The organism is Neptunomonas sp. (assembly GCF_016744175.1).
Lineage (GTDB): Bacteria > Pseudomonadota > Gammaproteobacteria > Pseudomonadales > Balneatricaceae > Neptunomonas.
In genome coordinates, this window is record NZ_JADGEV010000056.1 from 1 (window position 1) to 23,878 (window position 23,878).

Genomic DNA, 23,878 nt, shown 5'->3' on the forward strand with positions numbered 1-23,878 from the left:
ACTGGACTCTTCCAACTCATGATCCGTACTATCCATGCACTGCTGCATCATTGCCATCACAACAGGATCACTCATATCCATTTTACTATGATCCATGCCGCTCATAGCCGCACAATCTGGACTTTCAGCTGTTTTCATATGCTCTTTCTCATCATGAGCCTGTGCATAAAACGCTAACATTAACGCGGGAACAGCAATCAATACGCTGAATTTTTTCGTCATTATCAATTCCTAGGAAATTTCTTGAAAACTACTATGTTGCAAAACAAACGCTCTACGCAAGACACCAAACAGTATCAGCTTGGCTTTTTTTAAGGCGCCAATTAGTTTTACCACCCTTAGCAATAAAGCCACTAACACATCGATAATATTACTGTGACCGTCATTACCTCGCCCACCCGTATTGACAGCGCATTATGCTGCCTAGAAAGACCCCAGACAAAAGAAAACCCCGATGATTTGCATCACCGGGGTTTCGAAACAAGACTTAAGAAAACATTACTTGTTAGCTTTACGCTCTATCTCTTCAGCAATAACCTTCTCAGCAACTGAGTTAGGGCATGCAGCGTAGTGTGAAAACTCCATAGAGAACTGACCACGACCAGAGGTCATAGTACGCAGAGACCCGATATAACCGAACATCTCAGACAGAGGAACATCAGCCTTGATACGAACACCTGAACCTGCAGCTTCCTGACCCGAGATCATTCCACGACGACGGTTAAGGTCACCGATAACATCACCAACGTGATCTTCAGGAGTGAACACGTCAACCTTCATCACAGGCTCCAGCAATTGCGGACCCGCTTTAGGCATGGACTGACGGAAAGCACCTTTAGCAGCGATTTCGAACGCAACCGCAGAGGAATCAACCGCGTGATAACCACCATCGTAAAGTTCAATTTCAACATCCAGTACAGGGAAGCCCGCTAGCGGACCTGTACCCATCATGCTCTTGAAACCCTTCTCGATAGCTGGGAAGAATTCCTTAGGTACGTTACCACCTACCACTGAAGATACAAACGTAAAGCCAGTGTTCTGCTCGCCCGGCTTAATACGGTAGTCGATCTTACCGAACTGACCTGAACCACCAGACTGCTTCTTATGGGTATAAGAATCTTCTAGAGGCTGAGTAATAGTCTCACGGTATGCAACCTGTGGCTGACCCACGATGAGCTCAACACCGTAAGTACGCTTCAGAATATCTACTTTGATATCCAAATGAAGCTCACCCATTCCCTTAAGGATAGTTTCACCAGAATCTTCATCAGTTTCAACGATGAAGGTAGGATCTTCAGCAACCATCTTACCGATCGCAATACCCATCTTCTCAGCGCCACCTTTATCTTTAGGTGTAACTGCAATCGAGATTACAGGCTCAGGGAAGACCATGGCTTCAAGCGTACATTCGTGCTTAGGATCACAAAGTGTGTGACCGGTTTGTACGTTTTTCATACCTACGATTGCAAAAATATCACCGGCTTGAGCAGAGTCTAGCTCTTTACGCTCATCGGCTTCCATTTCACACATACGACCAACACGCTCAGTTTTACCTGTAAACGAGTTCAGGATGGTATCGCCTTTCTTCAACGTACCAGAGTAAACACGAATAAAGGTCAGAGCACCGAAACGGTCCTCCATGATTTTAAATGCCAGTGCGCGGAAAGGCTCATCAGTGGAAACAGTTGCAACTTTACCTGTTGGCTCGCCAAACTCATCCGTCAGATCTTGTGGAATAACATCGGTTGGGCTTGGAAGGTAATCTACAACAGCATCAAGAATAAGCTGGATGCCTTTGTTTTTGAATGCAGAACCACAGTACGTTGGGAAGAAAGTAAGATCACGAGTACCCTCACGGATGCAACGCTTGATGTCTTCCATAGCAGGCTCTTCACCTTCCATGTAAGCCATCATTAGATCATCATCTAGCTCTACCGCAGTTTCAATTAACTGTTCACGGTACATTTCAACATCTTCTACCATGTCGGCAGGGATGTCTTTAATCTCGAAATTTTCAGGCAGACCCGTGTCATCCCAAACAAATGCTTGGCGAGATAACAGGTCAACAACACCGACAAAGTCCTCTTCACGACCAATAGGAAGAACCATGATGAGTGGCTTAGCAGCCAATACATTCTCAACCTGATCTACAACTTTAAGAAAGTCAGCGCCCATACGGTCTAGCTTGTTTACGAAGATGATACGAGAAACGCCCGACTCATCTGCATAACGCCAGTTAGTTTCTGACTGAGGCTCAACACCACCAGAACCACAAAATACACCAACACCACCATCCAGTACTTTCAGGGAACGGTATACTTCAACAGTGAAGTCAACGTGTCCTGGAGTATCGATGATGTTCATGCGGTGATCTTTCCAGAAAGTGGTGATCGCAGCAGACTGGATAGTAATTCCGCGCTCAGCTTCCTGTTCCATGAAGTCGGTTGTAGATTCACCATCGTGAACCTCACCCGTTTTATGGATTTTACCTGTCAGTTTCAGGATACGTTCTGTAGTGGTCGTTTTTCCCGCGTCTACGTGGGCAAAAATACCGATGTTACGGTAGTGTGATAAGTCAGCCATGTCTTTACTCGAATGTTAAGGGCGTAAAAATGCGCTATATAGTACAGGATTTCGAATGTAATTGTGGAGGTTTTCCGTAGAAGAAAGCCTTTTTTTAGATAAAAGAGTAGATTTTTGTCAAAACATGGCTGTTTCAACACTTTGCAAGCTTCTTACATGCTGTTTTTATTTCAAATCTATCAGCAAGCCGAGCACTACTCTCTTTGGCCTTGAGGGATCTAAAGCATAAAATGGTAGATACCGCACATAGTACTAGTTACTGCCCCCATAAAACACTGTTTAATGTAATCGCTCGTCTATCCCGCTCTCCTATGGGAACTCCATCTCCTCCGCTCACGACCTCAATGTTCAATACCCCTTTAGATTCAGAAAGACTTTTGTAAAAACCCGTTAGTGACGTGGATAAGACAATATCACCGTTTTCAAAGCCTGCGGTTTCCATTAACCCTCCGGCTTTCGGATATATAGTCAATACTTCTACCGGATCACCTCCCGCTATAACCATGGGTGAACCTGTATTAAACCCATACTTTTCTTCAAGGCTAGACCCCAACTCTACTTGGTAATATCTGGCTTGGCTGGAGACCCACCACCCATAGCAAAGAAATAATATAATGCCCAGAGAGAGCAACCTAACTAGGTAGCTGATCAATTTTCAAACCTTCTCTAGTGTCCACTTAGTACATATAAACCATCCAGAATATTTTCCGTAAGAGCCGTACGCAAGAACCGGTACTCAGAACCTCGGTATTCAGCATAAAGTGATAATCCCAATAGACTATTTTCCCCCCACACAGATGATGGTGTACCCGAATAAAACTTCATATCCTTGAGTTGGAACTGTAATTTATTTGTTTGGCTTTCAGACAATGGTTTTTCGAAAATAAAATAACCCAGCCCTGAACTGCTGGCTGCAATGAGCACTCTTTCATCTACTTTAACTAATGAATAGAAAGCCTTACCTTTACACATTAAATTAATTGAAATATTGATGCGTTTATCTCCACTGGAAACATCGCCGTCTAAGGGTGGAATCTGAGTATCAGAAAGCATGGGGTCATGAATATTCACAACACTACTCGGCGACTCAACGGCTACCCAATGGCTGCAAACACTTTTCCCTGGCAATGATAAAACGGTTTCAAATAGAGCAGAAGAACCCAGTAATTGGGTTGCCCTTTCGTCAATGGTCCCACCTGCCACATTGCTTGCTCGTCTTATATCTACTAACGTATATTTCCCTGACAAAACATTGTCGCCACCCATGACATTCGCAGTCAAAAATCCAAGAGCAACACTACAAGAAAAAACAAAATATAAAATTTTCATACTACTTCCCCGCCACCAATTAGGAAATTCTCATAGCACTGTCAGTAGCTACTTGAGCCCAGACCAGTCCAAGTACCTATCTGCAAACTTCGACATAGAAGAGGTATCTTTCCATGCGCCGTTTGGATTCAACCAATCGACGATATAAGCTTTAGCTTCACTACGACTTAAACCGATTTCTTTGATTGCGCTTAGATGCTGCTTTGCTGTGAGTTGACCTTCCTTTCGCATGAAGCGTTTCAATAAAACCCCCACAACGCCTTGCTCCTTAGATAGTTTACGGCCGGGACGAATGCGCTCTATATCAAGCTGAGTATAATCGGACCTCATACGATAACCTGTATGCTTTTCCACCACCTCCATAACCACATGATCTTTTTCTAGTTCGGCCATCTCACGCGCATATGTTACTTCGCCGCTATCGGCTTTTATTTTCCAATCTAAGCGAATTTTATCCAAGCCTTCTTCGTATGCTTTACTCCCTTTCTGTAACCTATTTTCAAGTTCAAACTCCTCAATTTCATCACCCAACCTTTCCATCGTTTTTTGTCGACTGTAACGAGCCCGGGCTTCTTGATACGCATCCATGTCTAAACGCCCTTGAAAAGGAGTGTCAATTTTTCCCCCTGCTAACTCAACATTAAGGCCCAAATCAACAATTGGCTCAGGCTTAACTTTAATATGCGGGGCATTGTGGTCAACAGGACTCATTCCAAAACCAGGCGTTGGTTGATCCATTGGCCTCTCATTAGATATTCCCACCGTCTTATGTGGGTCGTCTGGAATAGGCAACGTCTTATATGAATCGTCGGGAATACCCACTGTTTTACTAGGATCATGAGGGATGATTTTTGTTTTGTTTGAATCTTCAATCGCAGGGGTATTCTTTCGTATCGGCGGTAACGCCTCTGTTTTCGCAACCTCAACAGAACGAGCACTCGACGATGCAGGCTCAATTACCGTTTCTAGGAGGGCTTCATTAAGCGCGGTAACCCTACGCTCTTCTAAAGCTGCGTCTAACGCCTCATCTACTCGAAGTGCCTGTTGAGCGCCGCGCTCGGCCTGTGTCATCTCCCACGGCAACTTTTTCAAATTAGGGTTTAGGGCTTTGCGTAACTCTCGATAATTTTTATAATCCTCAGGTGTCAACTTAGGGTGCACACTAGACCCCGTTGCCAGTTTCAGTCGTCGATCGCGTAAACTTTTATAATAAGCCAACACATCCATTTTATCGGCCTCTTCTAAACCCATTAGTTTCGTTTTATCTCCATTGACCTTCCCTGCTATTCCTTTACCGCTAGCAATCTGTTTCAATCCCGGAATCCCTAATGCTTCACGTACAGCAGCCTGCCCCGGGAATAGAATTCCAATCGCTGTCATAAAACCACTTTGCCGATTAGCAACTGCCTCACGCATCACTTCATCACCATAGATAGGCGTGATGCCGCTCGCAGTCTCATAATCCATTTCACCTTTCATGTATTGATGAAGACCGAAGCCTCCAGAGAGCACCATATCTGCAGTGTTCATGATAAACGAAGTATAAGCAGCCGCCGTTGAAAGCCCTCCCAACTCCAGAGCCCCCGCCGTACCGCCCGTAATGACAGCCAGTGCTAACATATTGTAAATATTGTCGATTTCAGAATATGCATCGAGCGCACGCATAGCAGCACCAGCACTGTAGAGCCCTTCTACAAAGCGAATTGCCTGCTTATCGGGAACCCAGCGGCCCTCTTTTTTCACCACTAAGCGAGCCGTGATAGAATCGATAATTTCAGGTGAACGATAGCCCGCAAACATCATCAGCTCTTCAATTTTGTAGGCCGGTGCCTTTTCTGCTCGCTCCTTGGCACTCCTCATATCCTTAACACGTTGTTTCATCGCTTTTTCAATGGCATCAAAAACCCATACCTCGGTTTCACTACGATTTCCCCAACCAAACCGCTTCATCACATCATCCGTATCTAACAACTCCCATAGCGGAATGCCGCCCGGAAAATACAGAGAGTTTTTAGTAGTGTATTTCCAGAAAGGGTCGTGCTTTGCAGAGGAAATATTTGACCGCGCTTTTTTAATAACACGCTGCACCTCAGCAGGGCTATTCGCTTGTGCAGCGTACTTAGGCAACAACCCAGCCATTCGCCTAACAAACTCATCACGTATCAATATTGCAGCCGCATGGTCTCCATTTCGTAAATCAATTCTTCGATTTCGGTCATCAAGAACACCAGCCATATATAGATTTTTGTTGTATCCTTCGGCAGGTTTCATCGCAAATTCAATCGGCTTCTCCAGATCACCTTTGCCTCCCGCAGCTTTCACAAAACTTAATGCACTCTTCCAATACTCGCCAACATACAGATCAGATTCATCAATGGTTACCTTAACCACATCAACTGCAATGCCAGAATCCACTGGCAGAGCATAGAGCACCAAGCCCAATTCAACAGGGATATGTAACCCTTCCCCCTGATACATCTGGCTATCGTACTTTTCTAAATAGTCATAATCGAAGTAGATCAGGTCCGTTCGAAACTCAGGTTTGAGTTCATCAATCACACGCCTAGCAACAACCTTACCCATTAACGAAGGCTTATCCTTTCCGGCAAAAATCGCTAACTCAATTTCTTTCTTATTTTTTAGGTGTTTATCGTGCTCGAACTCAATCGCAAGGTAAGCCGCATCATTACGATGCAATACGTCCAATGATGCTTTTGAACCGGAAGAAAAACTTCTCGTAAAACGTAAATCCGCAGACGCATCAGTAAACCTTAGATCCCAACGGCCTTTTGCTTGAGCTAAGGACAGCGTCTTTTGTCCAGCGGCAATGCCAAAATCAAAATAAGCGTTCACTACCATGTACTCCTTACCCGCAGGCAGGCGTTTCATGTTTCGATCATCAAATGCTTTTTTTAAAACAAACTCATAATTATCCTCTTCAATATACACACGTGTGTATTCAATAAGAGGGTCACTTGACTCAGGTAAAGTACCCGAGTGGTCTTTAATGTTCCCATCCGGCGGTAAATTCTCACCGATGATCAATAAACGGCGGTACCTTTGCGGAGCACCTTCTTTCAAGAAGTCCTTTGGATACTCACTGCCAAAAGCACCTGGCCGCTGGTTCCTTAACACTATAACCTTATCTATTTGAGGCGCCTTACGCGTCCAAATTGTCGCTCCGCCCTTCCCAACAGGTGTAACGCCTTCGTTTGACAGCCAATCACCTGCCAACCATTCTTTATTAAGTGGTTGCGAAAAAGACACCTCAATCAAGCTAGGTTCGCGTGCTTTATTTAAATAATAGACGCCCAATACCTCATCGGTCTCTTTCAATGTGAAGCTCAGATCTGCGTCAGACTTGGGAAACCAAAGATTTGTCACCCTTGGATCAAGTGTATGCTCGGGGGTTGTTGCGTACTCAGCAAAAAAACCTGTCCAATGGGCAGGCGCGTTGCCATCAGGCGTTAGCCCTACGTTGGCATCGTACATCTCAAAATGTCGTTGTTTATCATCAGCCCCAAAACTCAACTCAACTCTGTGGCCGTCTTTTGAAACAGTCGCCACGCCAGTCAGTGCTGATCGACCATACTCATCACTTTGATGCACCTGCCAAGTCCCTGAGAAATGGTCGGACAATACTTGAGCTACATGTGCTGGTATCTCAATATCTTCACCCATAGCCCTCCAGTCAGACCAAACATTCTCAACCAAATGGGGCTGCATAACACGATATAACCCACTTGTGAAAACACGTGGATTATCGGTTACACGCATGGGTATCGACACCGTCTTATCGTTTTGAATGGCAGACGCAGTGTAAGCGCCCTTCACAGTGCCCCCTTCATTAAACTCGGCCTGAACTGAAAAGACCTGCCCCTCCATAACCCCGTGAATCAACTCACCACTGGTATCAACAAATTGGATTTTAGGGCGCGAATCAGGCTTGCCTTTTATATTTAGATCAAAGGGTATTTCTAAATTATCCAATCTGAATATTTTTCTGCCACTGGTTGAACCCGGCCTAACCTCAACGGTACATCCCCACCCTATAACACTCATAAATTTAGTGGAGTTTTCATCCGTTATCTTATGACAGCCATAAACATTCAAACCTATTTCGTTCTTAATATCTGCCGCGTGAAAACCCCACAAATTTTCTCCGAAAACTCTTATGAAAAACTTTGGCCGGTTTGGAAACCAACTCTGTTCTGGATCCCAGTATTTCTCATCATAATCGACTGATACATGCCCACGTTTACCAAATTCAACACGGTTTTCGGGTGAGGCATTCATGTCTACATCATAAATAGGAGCTGCACGTCCAAAGTCTATGTGAGTAATTTCAGGGAAGAGTCGAGTCCATGACTCCTTCCCGGACAAACCTCCCCGCCCGGAGTACACCCAAGTACCCAGCCCTTGTCCAGAAGAAAACTCAATCTGGGAGTCGGAACCCCAATGCCCAGTAATTCCGTATGCATGACTAAATTTAAGCGTGTTGCCGCTGACTTCTAATCCACGATCAAAATAACCGTAATCGTATGTAATATAAGAAGATTCCCATTTTTTTTCAGGATCATCAATTAAATGATAATAACAAAGGTCTTCAGCATTCTTTTCACAAATATGTTTTACCGGAGGCCACATGACAATATGATTTTGATGAATCGCCTTATTTTCCTGATCCAGCACAACGAGTTTCCAGTTCCCGCCAATGGCCTGAGCTGAAGGAGATTTTAATTGAGGATAAAGATTTTCTGCTAAAGCAGGATTGATGAAAAGGAGAGATAAAGCCAAGACTAAACCCGCACCAAAACTAGCTAGGGTAAGATGCCAACATGAGCTTAACGTCATATATAAGCTTTTCAGCTTAGTGCCGCTACGTAGAAATATGTTCATGACTAATAGTTAATCCCTGAATCTTTCTAAGGAAATAGTATCAGTTTAGAATTGCATAAAGCCAGCATTCCAAGAGTTTCGCTCTCTGGGTTGAGTAATTATCAGTCTTTTGAAGAGTATTCATGCTTACTGCTCCAAAGCAAAGGAGCAGATAATTTCGTGAATGTAAGTATGATGATAAACAATTTTTTTAAGTAAATAACCGATTCTACGAACTACGTTTTACTACTTCAATACCCACTGTGCGCGGTTTGATTGTGCTGATATTGTCTAGCTGAAAGAGTCAAAAACATACTGATACAATGCCAGCCTGAATGGTTAGCACAATGCGCATTAATTACTATTGGACACAAAAAATATGAAGCACGCTATACCTGATTGGGTGACCCGAGGAAAAACAATAAAACAACTGATCGAAGAGCTGAAAAGCTTCGAAGATCAAGACATGGAAGTAAGGCTATCACTAGATGACGGCGATACCCACGCCTGTATAAGCTTGGTAACCAATGACGATAAAAGTTTCTGTATATTAAAGAACTCTGAAGCTTACCATCAAAATGAATGGCAAGATTTCATGGATGATGATGAAAAAAGGTGATATTCACTCGTGATCATTCTTTCTTATAAAAAACGGAGCTATAAAAGATAAAATACCGGGCCACAAAATAATATTTATCATTCCTGCAGTATCACTATCCGCCATGTGATTAGCCTCGCCACTAATCATTTTTATACCGATGAATATTAAAAAAACTATAACACCTAGAATTGGCAAAGCTTTCGTGTGACCTTTTTTCTTGGCAACAGTGCAGGCCCAAATACCAAAAAAAACATTGACAACCATAATCACCCCTCCGCCAAGTACTACACCTAAAGCAGCAAAGTCAGATGCAGTTGCATTTGCCGAGCACATAGCCATTAACGTAAATACAGTGACAAGATGGAAAAATTTCATATATTCACCAAACATCCCTATACAATTTTGAGAAATCTACAGCAATTAAGATTAGAAACATTCTAGTAACGGCAGCAAGAAAATTGTCCGATTAACAGATAGAAACAAAGTACTCATTTTGGCCTCTTAACGCTGCAAACATCGGCAAAGAGCAGAGCGTTAAGACATTCGTAATCTTCTACTAAACAGTGGTTGACTCATACTAATGGGCAAAACAGCCTTTTTGCCTTTGGTTAACAGCTTGTTAGGCTACAATTTCCGTAATGATTTCAGTTTTCACCGAGTTAGCGATGAAACACTGCTCATGCGATTGATGATGCATTTTTTCAAGTTGTTCCATTGTCGGTTTTTTATCCCCCGAAAATTGAACATGTGGCTTAAGTGTGACTTTTGTCATTGAAATTTTACCATCACTGTCTTTTTCCATGATACCTACAGCCTCATCTACATATGAATCAACCACATATCTCCTTTTCGCTGCGATAGATAAAAAGAATAGCATATGGCAACTAGACAACGATGCAATAAAAGCCTCCTCTGGATCGACATTTTCTTCAACAGAATAAGGTAAAGGAACAATGTGAGGAGAGGATGAAGCTTGAACGGTTACACCGCCATCAAAAATCCATTCATGCCCTCGGCTATATTTGTTATCAATGTAACTTTCACTACCATCTCGTACCCAATTGATTTTGGCGAAATATTCTGACATTTTAACTCCGTATTGAGGGTTGCCTAACAGGTTATTCAAGAGCCTATGCCTTACTGCTACTTTCGCGCCCTCTTTGGGGTTCAAGCAATCATAAAATAAGCATTAATTTTATATAAATCAAGGAGATAAACAGACGCGGTTTTTCAAAAATAAACCAATCCGTTACTCTATGCGTCCAATCCCTATTCTAGAATCATATATCATTAGCCATAAAAATCATTGCCTTAACCCTTTACTTCCTAAAGGTCTAAGAGGCTCATTATTTGAGTATTTTTATAACTAATGCAAGACCGTAAAGAGATCATATTTACTATTTCCTGGGTTCCTCACGCCGGTTCAACTTTCCCAACCGAATTCCGATAAAGCCGCAAACCAATCAACAAACCCAGACTGAAAAGAATCAGATAGCCAGTCACCATTGGGTAGAGAGTATCATTATAAAGCTGCCCAATAATGACCCCAGGCAGCACTCCTAGCAAAGTAGACAATGAACTAACCACCCCTGCCCCTATGCCTGCTATATGCCCCAAGGGCTCCATCGCAAGTGCACTAAGGTTACCGAATAGCAAACCTACCGAAAAGAAAACCAACAGCAGATAACAAATGAGTGTTACAAGCGGAGGATGGCCATTGAACCAGTGCACTATAGGCAAATATAAGAGTGAAAGAATAGCAATAGACCCTAGCGCAATCACTGATAACAACTGCATACCAAATCGACTTAACAAACGGGCATTAGCCAGTGTCGATAATCCAATAGCTGCCGCTAATCCACCAAAATAAATAGGGAACTGCTCTGCCAGTTGGTACTGCTGTTGCAAAATAGGTTGAGCTAGATTGAGGTATCCCATAAAAGCACCGAATACAATACCTGATAACAAGGTATAACCCATAGCAGTGGGATGAGTCAGTACTTCTTTACTACTATTAATAAGGTAATCGAGGGTCATCGGACGACGCTTTTCTAGGACAAGAGTCTCAGGCATGCGGACACTAAACCAGATGCTTAGAACTACAGCCAATAATAGAAAAATTACAAATATGGAGCGCCACTCACTAACCATCAGTACTAGCTGCCCCAGCCCCGGAGCCAGTACAGGCACCAAGATAAAAATAGTCATCATGAATGACATAACACGTGCCATCGCCTTACCCACGTAAAGATCACGAATCAATGCGATAGAGACTACTTTCGGGCTGGCTACACCCAACCCTTGTAAAAACCGCCCCAGCAGGAATGTATTAAAATCATTAGCAAAAAGAGAGACTAAATCTCCAACGATAAACAATCCCATACCTATTAGAATGGAGGGTTTACGGCCAATATTGTCTGATAAGGGGCCATAGATGAATTGCCCAAGTGACAGGCCAACAAAAATCATTACTACGACAAGCTGAGTATCATTGCTGTCCGTTATATTAAAATCTGCACCTATTTGCGGTAATGCAGGCAGCATTGCATCTATCGCTAAGGCGATCATAGAAGTAAGCAATGCTACTAAGACAACAAACTCTTTAAAGCCAGATCCAGACTGACTATTTAATCTAGACATCACATATACCAACTAAGACTTCACAAAAGGACACAAAACCATTAAAAGCAGAATTGCTAGAGAGCTTCTAATAAACATCGAAAAAGCATTGTAGAAACACGAATATAAGAGTGACAACAATTTATTGCGATTTATAGAGATGGGCGCGCCATGTATCGCACTTTTCGTTGCAATGGGCAACAACACAGCTAGTGACGATAAAGCATTGTAAAACAACAACGTAGAGAGAATCACCCTTTTATCTGTAATATATTCTTAGCTCAAATCACATTCTGTGTTTTTTCTGAACAATTCCATTTTGTTGCTGGACTTCACGTACAAACTGCACAATAGCAGACATTTCAGAAAAACCTACCCCTTGCTGTGCAGGCATATCTCCATAAGGCCAGTGATGTTGTTGCACGCCATTTCGTACCGCTGAGTAAAACGACTTATTAGAATGATGCCCAGCATTATAAATGCCATGAATCAAAGGCGGCCCTTTAAGAGTCCCTTCTCCATTTTCACCATGACATGCTCCACAAGTACGATTAAAAGCTAACTGCCCCTTTTGAGCATTAGTGGATAAAGCTTTCACCGTAACATCTACATGACCATTGAAGTGATCAGCCAAAACAATATCGCTGCTCAAAAAACAGCTCATTAAAAGTAGCCCTAATCCCCACTTACTCTTATTCATGATCGTTAACCTTTTGTACCTACTACATTAATGATGAGCAGCGTCATTTTTCCCACGCGCTGTCAGAATCTGGTATTGCGTTGGCGTTAGGTCAGGCAAACGCTTAAGAAAAGCCACCATGCTCCAGATACGTGTATCATCATGCCCTGGCGCCCACGCAGGCATTCCAGAAGCCTTAATTCCGTGCTTTATAATCCAAAAATTACGCTGATCTTCTGATTCTTCATCTTCACCCGTTCGATGAATAGTGGCTAAATTTGGCGGTGCAGGATACAAGCCTAATGTAAAATCATTTTCACTTTTACCTGGTTTGAGGTGGCAGCCAGCGCACATATCGTTGTAATCAGCGCCACCTTTAAGCAGACGCTCAGCTGAATTCAGGTCCGATGGCACTTCGATACTCTGTGAAGCACGCGCAATCGAATTTTCACGTAATGTTTCTAGCGCCCAAGTAGTGACGTCATAGTGAGGATCATCAGCCCCCATTGAATACAAGCCTGAATAGAGAAATGCTACGCCCCCAATCGCTACTGTTCCTATTGCTGCTCCTGACATGACTAACAGTCGTTTGAAACAAGCCCCATTACTTGAAATACTCATAAAGTGATCTCCGCTATAAGCCCCCTTACCAAGCTATTAGGAAGGGGCACTTAAAAGCTATTTTGAATTTAATTACTGAGAGGGAGCTTGCTGCATATGATCACTTGCCTTGCCAGCACCGGTCATATGTTCACCATGTCCATGAGGTGTATTTTCTACTTCTGCAGTCCCTTGCTGCATAGTATTCATACATTGTTGCATCATCGCCATAACAACAGGGTCACTCATATCCATTTTACTGTGGTCCATAGCATTCATAGTGGCACAATCTGGATTCTCTGCTTTTTCCATATGCTCTTTCTCGCTGTGTGCTTGCACAGCAAATGCCATCATAAGTGCAGGAATCGCAAGCAATGCGCTAAGCTGTTTATTGTTCATAATTAACCCCTAAATATTTTAAAAATGTATGATATTTTGTGTGCAAAGTATTGTTAGAAGCAAAACCTTTTACCTACGACGTAACACGTCTCACGAACAATTTTTTTGGCGGTTTAGAGTTGAAATTTACTCCCCATAATACAACCCGCCAAAGTGCTTTTTACCATCAGCAGTCTTGAACAAAACCATTAATTGGTGCTTTCCGCTTTCTTTAAGGTCATAACCTGCCATCTGCCAACCACCCATCGTCATCAGAGGTTTACTTTCGTCTGAACCGTCCGGGTAGACAACTTTAGAGTTAATCTTTAGGTTTTGTACCATAGCCCCCTGTTGCTCTACCTTAATCATCATATTATGTGACCCACCATGGCCCATCCCTTCATCGGCTTTCATCACATGGAAGCTAACCGTGTAGCCATCGATATCCTTCTTTTTCAAAAACATCTTGTTCTGAGTCATATTACTGCCCATAGAGTCATGAGACATATCACCTTGTGACATCGACTGCTCAGGCATTGATTCATTATCATGGCCATGACTACTTTCTGTATTTCCTGCGCTAGCAACAGCGCTAACCATTACTGCACACAAACCACCTGCAATCAGAACCTTATTGAATTTCATTTTGATTTCTCCACTAGTCTTTTTGTTAAATCGCTTTATGATTAATTTGTAAAATACGTTGGCGACATTAATCTCAGACAATGACGCACTGTTTTTAAATTACAGCGACAGCCGCTCCCACCAAAACTTGTACGAATCAAAGACTGCCTGTTATTAATCCACGGATAATATCAGCCAACCTTAGCGTAAAATTACTGCTCAATTTCCACCTGGGAAATACAGCGTTTGCGCCAGAGGAAATACACGGCAGGTAATACCAACAACGTCAGAATTACTGCGCTGACCATACCGCCCACCATCGGTGCGGCAATTCGGCTCATCACCTCTGAGCCTGTACCGGTTCCGTACAAGATAGGTAGCAAACCAACGATAATTGCCGCAGCGGTCATCATTACCGGCCTAACTCTCATACCTGCTCCGTGTAACACTGCATGTCGCAGAGTCTCCTCCCGAGGGATAAGATTTTGCTTGTGACAACGCTCTAACATCTGCTGGTAAGCCTGATTCAGATAGACCAGCATGATCACACCAATCTCCACCGCGACTCCGGCCAGAGCGATAAAACCCACACCCACCGCTACTGAGAAGTTGTAGCCTTGGAGATACATCAACCAGACACTTCCGACCATCGCTAGGGGTAACGTGCCCATGATGATGCTCACCTCCACAAAGTTGCGAAAGTTCAGGAATAGAAGAATCACGATAATTCCTAGAGTCAGAGGCACCACATAAGTTAGTTTCTCCTTAGCGCGCTGCATATATTCATACTGGCCAGCCCAACTCACCGAATAACCTGGCGGTAGTTGCAATTGATCTGCTACAACTTGCTGCGCATTCTCTACATAACTGCCAATATCCATGCCCTCTATATCAATAAAGGTCCAACCATTAAGGCGAGCATTTTCGCTTTTGATACCCGGCGGGCCATCCTCAATATAGACGTTAGCCACGTCACCCAATGGGATCCGTTGCCCCATCGGGGTCACGACCGGCAACAATGCTAGTTGCTCTGGAGAATCCCGGTAGTCCTGCGGATAACGTACATTGATGGGGTAACGCTCCAACCCTTCAATCGTTTGCGACACGTTCATGCCGCCAATGGCAGTCGCTACAACCTGCTGTATATCGGCTATATTCAAGCCATATCGAGCGGCGTTCTGACGTTGAATATCCACTTTGATATAACGCCCACCGGCAACTCGTTCGGAATACACCGACGCAGTACCAGGAACATCTTTGAGAATAGTTTCTAGCTGTTGACCGATCTCCTGAATTTGAGTTAATTCAGGTCCTGCGATCTTAATTCCGACGGGTGTTTTGATACCCGTGGCCAGCATATCAATACGAGTCTTGATCGGCATGACCCAGGCATTGGTCACACCAGGAATTTTAACCAGATCATCCAGCTCCTTTCTCAAATCATCGGTGGTCAACCCCGCACGCCACTGATCTTTTGGTTTAAGCTGTATAAAAGTCTCTATCATAGTCAGTGGCGCTGGATCAGTAGCACTGTCCGCTCGACCGACTTTGCCAAATACCGTTTCAACTTCGGGTACTGTTTTAATGAGTTTGTCAGTTTGTTGTAGCAACTGCCGCGCCTGACCAATTGAGATACCGGGATAAGTAGTCGGCATATACATCAGATCGCCTTCATCCAATGGCGGCATAAACTCACTACCCAGCTTATCTAATGGCCAGAAGCCCACCAGTAAAACCAACAAGGCAAAACCTAAAGTCACTTTTGGAAAGGCCAGAATTTTACGCAACGTCGGCATATAAACAGCGGTTAGTAACCGGTTTACCGGGTTCTTATGTTCAGGCAATACTTTACCGCGAATGAAGTAGCCCATAAGTACTGGAACTAATGTGATAGCTAAGGCCGCAGAGGCTGCCATCGCGTAGGTTTTGGTGAACGCCAGTGGCGCAAACATTCGACCTTCTTGCGCCTCTAAGGTAAATACCGGCACAAAGCTGACGGTAATTATCAGCAAGCTAAAAAACAGTGCAGGCCCCACTTCACACGCAGATTCTGTGACAATCTGCCAACGATTCTCTTTGGTTAACGGCGTGCGCTCCATATGCTTATGCATATTTTCAATCATTACGATCGCGCCATCGATCATCGCCCCTATCGCTATCGCAATCCCTCCCAACGACATGATATTTGCGTTAATTCCTTGCGCATTCATCACCATAAATGCGGTCAAAATACCCACTGGCAAGCTGATAATTGCAACAAGAGATGAACGTACGTGAAACAGAAATACGATACAAACCAGCGCTACGACGATGAATTCTTCCAGAAGCTTGTACCAAAGGTTCTCGACTGCACTGTCAATCAAGCCGGAACGGTCGTACACCGTCACCACTTCAACACCTTCCGGTAGCCCTTGCTTTAAGGTTTCAAGTTTTGCTTTTACCCCGTCGATGGTTTTCTGAGCATTCTCTCCGAAGCGCATAACGACCACGCCACCTACCACTTCACCTTCACCGTTGAGTTCAGCAACGCCGCGACGCATTTGTGGTCCCGTACCGATGTCAGCAACATGCTTTAAAAGTACCGGCGTACCATTCTTATTTATGCCGAGGGGAATATTCCTTAGATCCTCCTCACCTTGAATATAGCCAGTAGCACGAACCATATATTCCGCTTCGGCCATTTCCACGACAGAAGCACCTACCTCCTGATTGCCCCGTCGAATGGCAGTCTGGATATGCGATAAAGGTATATTAAATGCTCGCAATTTTTCTGGATTCACCCGAACCTGATACTGCTTAACCATACCGCCAATGGGTGCCACTTCAGATACACCCGGCACCGTCTGTAACTCATACTTTAGGAACCAGTCCTGCAAGCTGCGCAGCTGGCTAATATCATGTTGACCGGTTTTATCCACTAACGAATATAGGTAGACCCATCCAACACCAGTCGCATCCGGCCCCAGTTGGGGGCGAGCATTTGCGGGTAGAGAGGGGGCTACTTGGCTCAGATATTCCAGCACCCTGCTGCGTGCCCAGTACATATCCGTATCTTCATTAAAGATGACGTACACGTAGGAATCACCAAAGAACGAGTAACCTCGTACTGTTTCAGCGCCTGGCACCGACAACATCGCCGTGGTTAACGGATAAGTAACCTGATCTTCTACAACTTGAGGCGCCTGCCCTGGAAAACTAGTTTTAATGATCACCTGAACATCGGACAGGTCAGGAATCGCATCAACCGGCGTGTTCTTAAGGGAGAATAGGCCGCCACCCACTAGGATCGCAGTAGCCAGTAAGACAAAGAAACGATTGCCCACCGACCATCGAATAATCGACTCAATCATAGCGCCACCTTCTCGCTGTGATTCATTTCATTTTCTGCATCGTCTAGGCTCATACTATCCATATCCATATTTTCCATGTCCAAGCTGTCCATACCCAGACCCTCCATGCTCATGTCGTCAGCGCTCATTTGTTGCTCAACATGCATTCGTTTGAAGTCCGACGTTTTGCTCGACTCTGAATCCAGTAAGAACTGAGCGGAAGTAACCACCTCTTCTCCAGCATTAACCCCCTGCAAAATTTCAATCAACTTACCATCACTGCGGCCAGTCTTAACCGCGATAGATTTAAACCGCCCATCACCTAGTGCTAGCACTACTCGGTTGGACTCAGCACCACGAATAACAGCTTCTTTAGGCACCGTAAGTGAGGCTTCAGTTTCATACTTATGAATGACCACTTCAGTAAACATGTTCGGTTTTAACTGCCGGTCTTTGTTATCAAAACGCATCCTTACCTTCAATGTTCGGGTGATCGGATCTAGCACTGGATAGACATAATCGACAATCCCTTCCCGGCTCTCGCCAGGTAAAAAATCTAATTGGATAGAGACCGGTAACCCCGCACTAATTACACTGGCCTGTCGCTCAAATACTTCGGCTTCAACCCAAACCTCGTCCAATGCACCAATAGACATTAAAGTCGCACCAGGTTTAACAAACATCCCCTCACGAATATTGAAGTTATCTACCACGCCGCTTTGCGGAGAGAAGAAAGTTACTGCCTGTCTCACTTTACGAGTCGTCCTAAGTTCATCCAGTGTTCGCTGCGGCACCTGCAAGGCATGCAACCGGGCTTTAGCACCCCGAATCAGATCACGATTTCCTCGGGATAACGCAAACAAGTATTCTTCTTGAGCATTTACTAATGAGGGGGAGTAGAGTTCATAAAGAGGATCCCCTTTCTTAACCGGCTCCCCTTCAGCTTTGATATATATTTTTTCAACCCAGCCTTCTACGCGAGGATGCACATGCACAATTTCATCTTCGTTATAACCAACATACCCGACCGTACGCACCTCAAAGTGCATAGTAGTCATCGTTGAGGTCGCAGTTCTTACCCCCAAATTATTAACCACTTCAGGCGATACTTTTATCGTACCAGGGCCTGCATCCGCACCGGAGCTCTCCTCTTTGTAAACGGGAATAAGGTCCATTCCCATCGGGGATTGACCGGGCTTATCCCTTTGATAATTCGGGTCCATCGGCGCCACCCAGTAAAGCGGTTCATTACTGGCTTTTGAGGCCTGCACTGGCATTGAAGCCTCGCCGAACACGACACCTAAGCTGTTGGATAAATGTGTATTGGTCATGACTGCTCCCAAACCAGCAGCTCCGATAACTGTTCCCAGCACAACTAATCCAATATTTTTAACGGTAGTACTCATTAATCTGCTCCTGAAACGCTAAGAGAAGCATTTGCTGAGGTTGAATCTATTGAGGTAAGAAAATAATTAAGCTGAGCAATCTGCTTTTGTTTCGCTACCTTAATTTCCAGATATTCAATCTGAGCATTCAATTGATCAATGCGCGGACGAAGTACTTCAATAAAACTCCCGTTATCCGATTCATATGCATTTAGAGAGGCCTTTGCCTGCTGCTTTATCTGAGGAATTAACTTGCGATCAAATAGTTTGCGCCGCTGATCCAACCGTTCTAACTGAGTGCGGGCAGAATGAAAGGAGGCGATCATCCGACTAATCATCAAACTGCGATCTGTACGGATTTTTTCTTGGCTAGCCGTGGCCGCGTCAACTTCACGGTCCTGCTTAATACTTGAGAATAACGGCATACTAACCGTTACGCCTACGCTAAACAGGTCTGAACGATCTCTACCGCTCGCATCTTCTCCACGAAAGCCATAACTAGCGTTCATACCCCATTCCGGCTTATATTTTTGCTTTGCTAGCCGCACTGCCGTTACTGCCACAGCAATACTCTGATCGATTTTTTGTACCGAGGGATGGCGAATAAAGCTACTTACCAGTTCACTATTGCTCGGAGGCTTATCCTTCCAGCGCTCAGCATAAAGTGACTGGATTACTGGCTGTTCAGCAGAGTAACCCGACAACAGATTAGCACCTGGAGTACGGGACCCATTACCCGATGGTAACAACCACTCAAGCAACCTCTGCTCGACCACTTCCTGCTTCTGTAGCAACCGAGTCAGTCGATCTTCTATTCTGGTTTGTTCGAGCTGCGCCTTAATAAGATCTTGCTGTCGAGTACGCCCCAGCGCTGAGGAATAACCAGCTAAAGAGATATCTACCAACTGATCAAATAAAGCTCGATCCTTCTCAATCAGCTTTATGCTCTGTCGTGCCTGATAAGCATCTAACCACAACTGAGTAATGGTCAGTGTCAGTTTCGCCTGCCTTTCTGAGCGTAATAAAGGTTGTTGAGCACTTTGCTGTTGCAGCTGCTGTCGCTTAAGACGCCGACTATCACCACGTGGATACATCTGCGAAACACCTGCAACTAACTGCGTCATCGCCTCCTGATTAAAATCCAGTGTATCGGTGGGCAGATTCACTATCTTCAGTGAAAGTTTTGGATCGGGCAATTGATAAGCAGACTCAGCCAATGCCTCAGTGGCTTTCTGGGTATAACTGCTACCAGATAACCACGCGTCATGTTCAATCGCAAAACTAACCGCTTGATCAAGAGTTAGCGGCTTATTCGCCTCTGAGGCAACGACTAGAGAAGGAAGTACAACAACTGTTAGAACAACTATTGAAGCAGCCAAAGAAAGATAACCTTCAACTTGTTTATAGCTGTTACTCAAAAAATGCAGAGCACTTTTATAATACGTGTCAAGATTAACGTTGGGCAGACCCGCATAGCGGCACCCTATAAAACATATAACTGGTGACATAAACACACCCACTCAAGCCAAAACCATTTGCATGATTTGTGACACATTCTATAAAAGCGGGAGAGCTATAAGGGTCTCCCGTTGACAAACAGCCGAACTAACGACTTAGTGAATCAACGGAATATGGGAGGGCGGTATAACGAACCAGAGTTCGGGTCAATCAGTATGTGGTTATTATATGTTTGAGTTGTAATCGATGTGTCTAAATGGAAAATATAGTTTGAAACTCCACAGCCAACCGGGCTTACGCACTGAGACTGAGCGCAATCATTCATGTCTGCACAGTTATGAGTGCTAGGCTCTTCCATAGTTGAACAATGTTCATCCATTACAACTATAGTAGGTTTTTCGCAACAATCTTCTTCAGCGGCATTTACATCTTCACTGAAGTTCATTATATGAAGCGAGTTTATTTGAGGAGATAGCGTAGAGTTCATATCCATTGGCATAGCAAAGGCGTGACTGTATAGCTGCGCAGTAGTAACTGCCAGCATACATAACACTAATAAAACCTTCCTTGCCGCTACTCTCATCTACTACCTAGTCTGATCTAAAAATTTTGATGGGATGTTAAAACTAATAAATACACGCCATACGTGGGACTTATGCTTGGCAGTTATACAACCATTAGCAATTGGAATCTAGATCTGTACTAAAGTTCCCGACAACATAAATTTACAGATACGGCGCATACTACTCGCTATTGATCTCAAAAACACGCCTTGGTGCTTACTTCTACGTCACATTTTGCCATTTACTTGAGGCCTCCTCTTTCAACCCAGGCACTGTATATTTCTTCAGGCCATTTACTCTGAAAAAAGCTTATCACTGCACTTTGACCTTCTTCTGAGAGCTTATCGCCAAACGCTGGCATCGAGCCACCCAAAGCTATCCCACCATTTTGAATAGTCAGCTTGAGCCCCTTCAAAGGATGGTGCCAAGCATGGGCCGTGCTATCTAGCGGAGGTGGCGGGTATTTACCATCAGCCAATGGCTTTTTCCAATCAGCTGTTCCCTCTGCTGAAGCTCCATGACAATTAGCACATTGTGCAAGGAATAATTGTTTGCCATTATCAACTTGAGATTGCGTATACCAACGCCCATCGACTTTCGGCTCCCCATCGCTGCATCCGCTGATAAATACCGCCATAGAAAGAGTGTACGCGGCAAAAAATCTATTCGACATACCTGAGCTAACCTTCGTTATTAATATCTGGAGTACTGTTTATGCATATTAGTTTAGCTTTGTCGCCTCACTCCACGTGCACACATAATCTACGGTGACTTTATGAAGGGTGCTATTACACTTTCCATGTTGCTTTGTTATAAAGGCCTTAAATACTACCCATTTGCATTTTGCATCATACTATTCAACCAATGCTGTTTCTTAGCTGTTGAAGATGCGCTTTTTCGTTACACCAAAGAAACTTTGCTCCAAAGCACCTTCCTATGCATAAAAACACTCGCGTTTTAAAAACTTTATTCTAAACTCAGGATTAGCCGCTTTGGCTTCAGCTCAATATAACGAGCACCGTGCACTTTATCAAATGCTAGGAAATCAGGTGTATAAGGCAATTTTCTGCCCAAAAAAACCATAGTAAAACCCTTCAAGCTGAGCTTCAAAAGAAATAACATCGGATGAATATTCAAAGTGGAAGCAGGTGTCGGACTCCAAGGCGGATTCAACGGTCATGACGCTATCCATTTTAAGGTTGGCAAACTTAAAAAGGTTTTTTACGCGGGAATGTTTAAGGTTACGTCGATACATAGCATTGCCACCATCTTCGTAGTATTACTACAAAAATAGTACTTATGCAGGTTTTTTGTGCAAATTATGCAGACTTATATGGATTTTATGCTGGAAACGAAAAAACTTAGAATAATTGGTGATAGCTCCACCAGCCACATCCCGGCACATGAATCCATCGCTGTGGCTGCTCCCTTCCAGGCCTGACCAGGTTAACGATTTATCATTGCGAGAGGACCGGCAGAGCTACCATAGCAGGTCGATCATTCTGTTCCTTCACAGAACAGGCGCGCAGTATACCAGTCTGTTTTTGTAATGCAAAATAATCTCGTGTTTTTCTAAAAATCTATATGGAGTGCTGGCCTGCCTGCTGCAATACTGCTTCCTTTATCCAACGATGCATGGGGTCATAGTGGTCTCTTGCATGCCAATATAGATAAAAAGGGAAGGGCTCTGCTTTTAACTCTTCAGGAAGCACACGGCTCACTACAGCCCTCCCTAATGATATTTTCTTAATGAGGTTAGTCGGTAACATAAAGATTAAATCTGTTTTCTCACAAAAGTCCGGAACAGACATAAAGCTACTAAGGCGCAAGACCGTGTTACGTTTTTTGCCCATCTCCCGCAGTCGCCTATCCATCATGGCTGGCCCTTTACCGGTTATCGATATATAGGCATGGCGCGCCTGCAAATATTCATCTAGTGAAATTTCCTTGTTGGCTAAGGGGTGATGCTGCCCCATGATGAGCGCGATATCGGTAACATCCAATAATGCTCGGTGAAATTGGTCTTCTGCTGTTTGTGGAGGCACACCTGATATCGCAAAGTGAATATCCCCTCTTGAGAGCATTTCAAAGTAGTCAGCAGGTCTAGAGTCCAACTCGACCTGCATTGCAGGCGCTTGCTGGCTCATCACTGCCAATAAATCGGGAACATATAGTGCGGTTTCTAAGTCTGGTCCAGCGATTTTAACAACTTGCTTCGAGGTCTTGGGGTTAAATTCTGGCTCGGAGATAATCTGGCTTACACTCTGTAAAACCGTTTTTAGTTCACCCACAATCTGGGTGGCCCGTACAGATAAATCATACCCCTCTGCACTCCTTACTAGCAGCGGATCCGCGAAAGTATCTCTCAATCGCTGCAAAGCCCTACTGACGGCAGGCTGGCTCATGTGCAGTTTTTCTGCCGCTTTTGTTACCTGCTTCTCTTCCAGCAATGCTTCTAGTACCACTAAGAGGTTAAGGTCTACAGATCTTAAATTCACTTTGCGCATACTTGCAATCACTTTAATGCATTAGGTGAATTCATTATGCACCATTACACTGTGTCCATCAAAATGTTCTGTTATAACGAATAAATTTAACATTGGTTAAGAACTAAACTTTATTTCCTAAGTCTGACCCTATCTTGAGGCAGAAAGCATTTACACTGAGGAACGCATGGCGCTGATTAAAGAGTTTCGTAATAAGACAACACACTATGGCTGGGGCGCTATTGGGCTTCACTGGTTAATGGCGTTGGCTATTATTGGTATGTACCCTCTTGGCCTATATATCGATTCTCTCACTTATTATGATCCTGAGTATCGGACTGTGCCTAATTGGCATAAAAGCATTGG

Annotated in this window: 21 protein-coding genes and 1 other RNA gene; 2 read left to right on the forward strand and 20 right to left on the reverse strand. The window is 44.0% G+C overall.

Going from position 1 to position 23,878, the window contains the following annotated elements; genetic code table 11:
• The 5 genes from QZZ55_RS17795 to QZZ55_RS17815 all read right to left on the reverse strand — a co-directional run.
• Positions 1 to 222 (reverse strand): hypothetical protein (locus tag QZZ55_RS17795; RefSeq protein WP_293268769.1); only part of this gene is annotated, 222 nt, incomplete at its 3' end.
• Positions 223 to 498: 276 nt separating this feature from the next.
• Positions 499 to 2,583 carry an elongation factor G gene (fusA, locus tag QZZ55_RS17800; RefSeq protein WP_293268770.1) on the reverse strand — a complete coding sequence of 695 codons (2,085 nt, stop codon included), beginning with the start codon at positions 2,581 to 2,583 and terminating at the stop codon, positions 499 to 501.
• A 256-nt stretch (positions 2,584 to 2,839) separates the two neighbouring features.
• The gene (locus tag QZZ55_RS17805) at positions 2,840 to 3,235 is read right to left on the reverse strand and encodes a hypothetical protein (RefSeq protein ID WP_293268771.1); all 396 of its coding nucleotides are present in this window, start codon (positions 3,233 to 3,235) and stop codon (positions 2,840 to 2,842) included.
• A 14-nt stretch (positions 3,236 to 3,249) separates the two neighbouring features.
• Complete coding sequence (locus QZZ55_RS17810; RefSeq protein WP_293268772.1) at positions 3,250 to 3,912, reverse strand: hypothetical protein; 663 nt, start codon at positions 3,910 to 3,912, stop codon at positions 3,250 to 3,252.
• 48 nt (positions 3,913 to 3,960) lie between these two features.
• Positions 3,961 to 8,811: a hypothetical protein gene (locus QZZ55_RS17815; RefSeq protein WP_293268773.1), complete on the reverse strand. Its 4,851-nt coding sequence runs from the start codon at positions 8,809 to 8,811 to the stop codon at positions 3,961 to 3,963.
• A 358-nt stretch (positions 8,812 to 9,169) separates the two neighbouring features.
• Between QZZ55_RS17815 and QZZ55_RS17820 the strand changes: the two genes are divergently transcribed.
• The gene (locus QZZ55_RS17820) at positions 9,170 to 9,409 is read left to right on the forward strand and encodes a hypothetical protein (protein ID WP_293268774.1); all 240 of its coding nucleotides are present in this window, start codon (positions 9,170 to 9,172) and stop codon (positions 9,407 to 9,409) included.
• Between the two features lie 3 nt (positions 9,410 to 9,412).
• Here QZZ55_RS17820 and QZZ55_RS17825 read toward each other — a convergent pair whose 3' ends face one another.
• The 15 genes from QZZ55_RS17825 to QZZ55_RS17895 form a co-directional block, all read right to left on the reverse strand.
• The gene (locus QZZ55_RS17825; RefSeq protein WP_293268775.1) at positions 9,413 to 9,766 is read right to left on the reverse strand and encodes a hypothetical protein; all 354 of its coding nucleotides are present in this window, start codon (positions 9,764 to 9,766) and stop codon (positions 9,413 to 9,415) included.
• A gap of 244 nt (positions 9,767 to 10,010) precedes the next feature.
• The gene (locus QZZ55_RS17830) at positions 10,011 to 10,478 is read right to left on the reverse strand and encodes an OsmC family protein (RefSeq protein WP_293268776.1); all 468 of its coding nucleotides are present in this window, start codon (positions 10,476 to 10,478) and stop codon (positions 10,011 to 10,013) included.
• A gap of 326 nt (positions 10,479 to 10,804) precedes the next feature.
• Positions 10,805 to 12,031: a multidrug effflux MFS transporter gene (locus QZZ55_RS17835; protein WP_293268777.1), complete on the reverse strand. Its 1,227-nt coding sequence runs from the start codon at positions 12,029 to 12,031 to the stop codon at positions 10,805 to 10,807.
• Between the two features lie 265 nt (positions 12,032 to 12,296).
• A complete protein-coding gene (locus QZZ55_RS17840) occupies positions 12,297 to 12,710 on the reverse strand; it encodes a cytochrome c (protein WP_293268778.1) in 414 nt (137 codons plus the stop codon).
• A 27-nt stretch (positions 12,711 to 12,737) separates the two neighbouring features.
• Complete coding sequence (locus tag QZZ55_RS17845; RefSeq protein ID WP_293268779.1) at positions 12,738 to 13,310, reverse strand: cytochrome c; 573 nt, start codon at positions 13,308 to 13,310, stop codon at positions 12,738 to 12,740.
• A 72-nt stretch (positions 13,311 to 13,382) separates the two neighbouring features.
• Positions 13,383 to 13,688: a hypothetical protein gene (locus QZZ55_RS17850; protein WP_293268780.1), complete on the reverse strand. Its 306-nt coding sequence runs from the start codon at positions 13,686 to 13,688 to the stop codon at positions 13,383 to 13,385.
• A gap of 126 nt (positions 13,689 to 13,814) precedes the next feature.
• The gene (locus tag QZZ55_RS17855) at positions 13,815 to 14,312 is read right to left on the reverse strand and encodes a hypothetical protein (protein WP_293268781.1); all 498 of its coding nucleotides are present in this window, start codon (positions 14,310 to 14,312) and stop codon (positions 13,815 to 13,817) included.
• 191 nt (positions 14,313 to 14,503) lie between these two features.
• Positions 14,504 to 17,641 carry an efflux RND transporter permease subunit gene (locus tag QZZ55_RS17860; RefSeq protein ID WP_293268782.1) on the reverse strand — a complete coding sequence of 1,046 codons (3,138 nt, stop codon included), beginning with the start codon at positions 17,639 to 17,641 and terminating at the stop codon, positions 14,504 to 14,506.
• On the reverse strand, positions 17,638 to 19,026 hold the full coding sequence (locus tag QZZ55_RS17865; protein WP_293268783.1) for an efflux RND transporter periplasmic adaptor subunit: 1,389 nt from the start codon (positions 19,024 to 19,026) through the stop codon (positions 17,638 to 17,640). Before QZZ55_RS17865 ends, QZZ55_RS17860 begins: the two co-directional genes overlap by 4 nt.
• Positions 19,026 to 20,513: a TolC family protein gene (locus QZZ55_RS17870; protein WP_293268784.1), complete on the reverse strand. Its 1,488-nt coding sequence runs from the start codon at positions 20,511 to 20,513 to the stop codon at positions 19,026 to 19,028. The genes QZZ55_RS17865 and QZZ55_RS17870 overlap by 1 nt, the downstream gene beginning before the upstream one ends.
• Positions 20,514 to 20,626: 113 nt before the next feature.
• On the reverse strand, positions 20,627 to 21,007 hold the full coding sequence (locus QZZ55_RS17875) for a hypothetical protein (protein ID WP_293268785.1): 381 nt from the start codon (positions 21,005 to 21,007) through the stop codon (positions 20,627 to 20,629).
• A gap of 260 nt (positions 21,008 to 21,267) precedes the next feature.
• Positions 21,268 to 21,699, reverse strand: a complete 432-nt coding sequence (locus QZZ55_RS17880) for a cytochrome c (protein WP_293268786.1) — start codon at positions 21,697 to 21,699, stop codon at positions 21,268 to 21,270.
• A gap of 372 nt (positions 21,700 to 22,071) precedes the next feature.
• Positions 22,072 to 22,206: a hypothetical protein gene (locus tag QZZ55_RS17885; protein WP_293268787.1), complete on the reverse strand. Its 135-nt coding sequence runs from the start codon at positions 22,204 to 22,206 to the stop codon at positions 22,072 to 22,074.
• 200 nt (positions 22,207 to 22,406) lie between these two features.
• Positions 22,407 to 22,503: signal recognition particle sRNA small type (gene ffs, locus QZZ55_RS17890), an RNA gene on the reverse strand.
• A gap of 103 nt (positions 22,504 to 22,606) precedes the next feature.
• Positions 22,607 to 23,533, reverse strand: coding sequence for a LysR family transcriptional regulator (locus QZZ55_RS17895; RefSeq protein ID WP_293268788.1), 927 nt, complete (start codon positions 23,531 to 23,533; stop codon positions 22,607 to 22,609).
• A 166-nt stretch (positions 23,534 to 23,699) separates the two neighbouring features.
• Between QZZ55_RS17895 and QZZ55_RS20050 the strand changes: the two genes are divergently transcribed.
• Positions 23,700 to 23,878 (forward strand): cytochrome b/b6 domain-containing protein (locus tag QZZ55_RS20050; protein ID WP_366512347.1); only part of this gene is annotated, 179 nt, incomplete at its 3' end.

Coding starts and splice junctions, on each gene's coding strand:
- fusA (WP_293268770.1), bottom strand. CDS start 2,583: ATGGCTGACTTATCACACTACCGTAACATCGGTATTTTTGCCCACGTA.
- QZZ55_RS17810 (WP_293268772.1), bottom strand. CDS start 3,912: ATGAAAATTTTATATTTTGTTTTTTCTTGTAGTGTTGCTCTTGGATTT.
- QZZ55_RS17815 (WP_293268773.1), bottom strand. CDS start 8,811: ATGAACATATTTCTACGTAGCGGCACTAAGCTGAAAAGCTTATATATG.
- QZZ55_RS17820 (WP_293268774.1), top strand. CDS start 9,170: ATGAAGCACGCTATACCTGATTGGGTGACCCGAGGAAAAACAATAAAA.
- QZZ55_RS17825 (WP_293268775.1), bottom strand. CDS start 9,766: ATGAAATTTTTCCATCTTGTCACTGTATTTACGTTAATGGCTATGTGC.
- QZZ55_RS17830 (WP_293268776.1), bottom strand. CDS start 10,478: ATGTCAGAATATTTCGCCAAAATCAATTGGGTACGAGATGGTAGTGAA.
- QZZ55_RS17835 (WP_293268777.1), bottom strand. CDS start 12,031: ATGTCTAGATTAAATAGTCAGTCTGGATCTGGCTTTAAAGAGTTTGTT.
- QZZ55_RS17840 (WP_293268778.1), bottom strand. CDS start 12,710: ATGAATAAGAGTAAGTGGGGATTAGGGCTACTTTTAATGAGCTGTTTT.
- QZZ55_RS17845 (WP_293268779.1), bottom strand. CDS start 13,310: ATGAGTATTTCAAGTAATGGGGCTTGTTTCAAACGACTGTTAGTCATG.
- QZZ55_RS17850 (WP_293268780.1), bottom strand. CDS start 13,688: ATGAACAATAAACAGCTTAGCGCATTGCTTGCGATTCCTGCACTTATG.
- QZZ55_RS17855 (WP_293268781.1), bottom strand. CDS start 14,312: ATGAAATTCAATAAGGTTCTGATTGCAGGTGGTTTGTGTGCAGTAATG.
- QZZ55_RS17860 (WP_293268782.1), bottom strand. CDS start 17,641: ATGATTGAGTCGATTATTCGATGGTCGGTGGGCAATCGTTTCTTTGTC.
- QZZ55_RS17865 (WP_293268783.1), bottom strand. CDS start 19,026: ATGAGTACTACCGTTAAAAATATTGGATTAGTTGTGCTGGGAACAGTT.
- QZZ55_RS17870 (WP_293268784.1), bottom strand. CDS start 20,513: ATGTCACCAGTTATATGTTTTATAGGGTGCCGCTATGCGGGTCTGCCC.
- QZZ55_RS17875 (WP_293268785.1), bottom strand. CDS start 21,007: ATGCTGGCAGTTACTACTGCGCAGCTATACAGTCACGCCTTTGCTATG.
- QZZ55_RS17880 (WP_293268786.1), bottom strand. CDS start 21,699: ATGTCGAATAGATTTTTTGCCGCGTACACTCTTTCTATGGCGGTATTT.
- QZZ55_RS17885 (WP_293268787.1), bottom strand. CDS start 22,206: ATGACCGTTGAATCCGCCTTGGAGTCCGACACCTGCTTCCACTTTGAA.
- QZZ55_RS17895 (WP_293268788.1), bottom strand. CDS start 23,533: ATGCGCAAAGTGAATTTAAGATCTGTAGACCTTAACCTCTTAGTGGTA.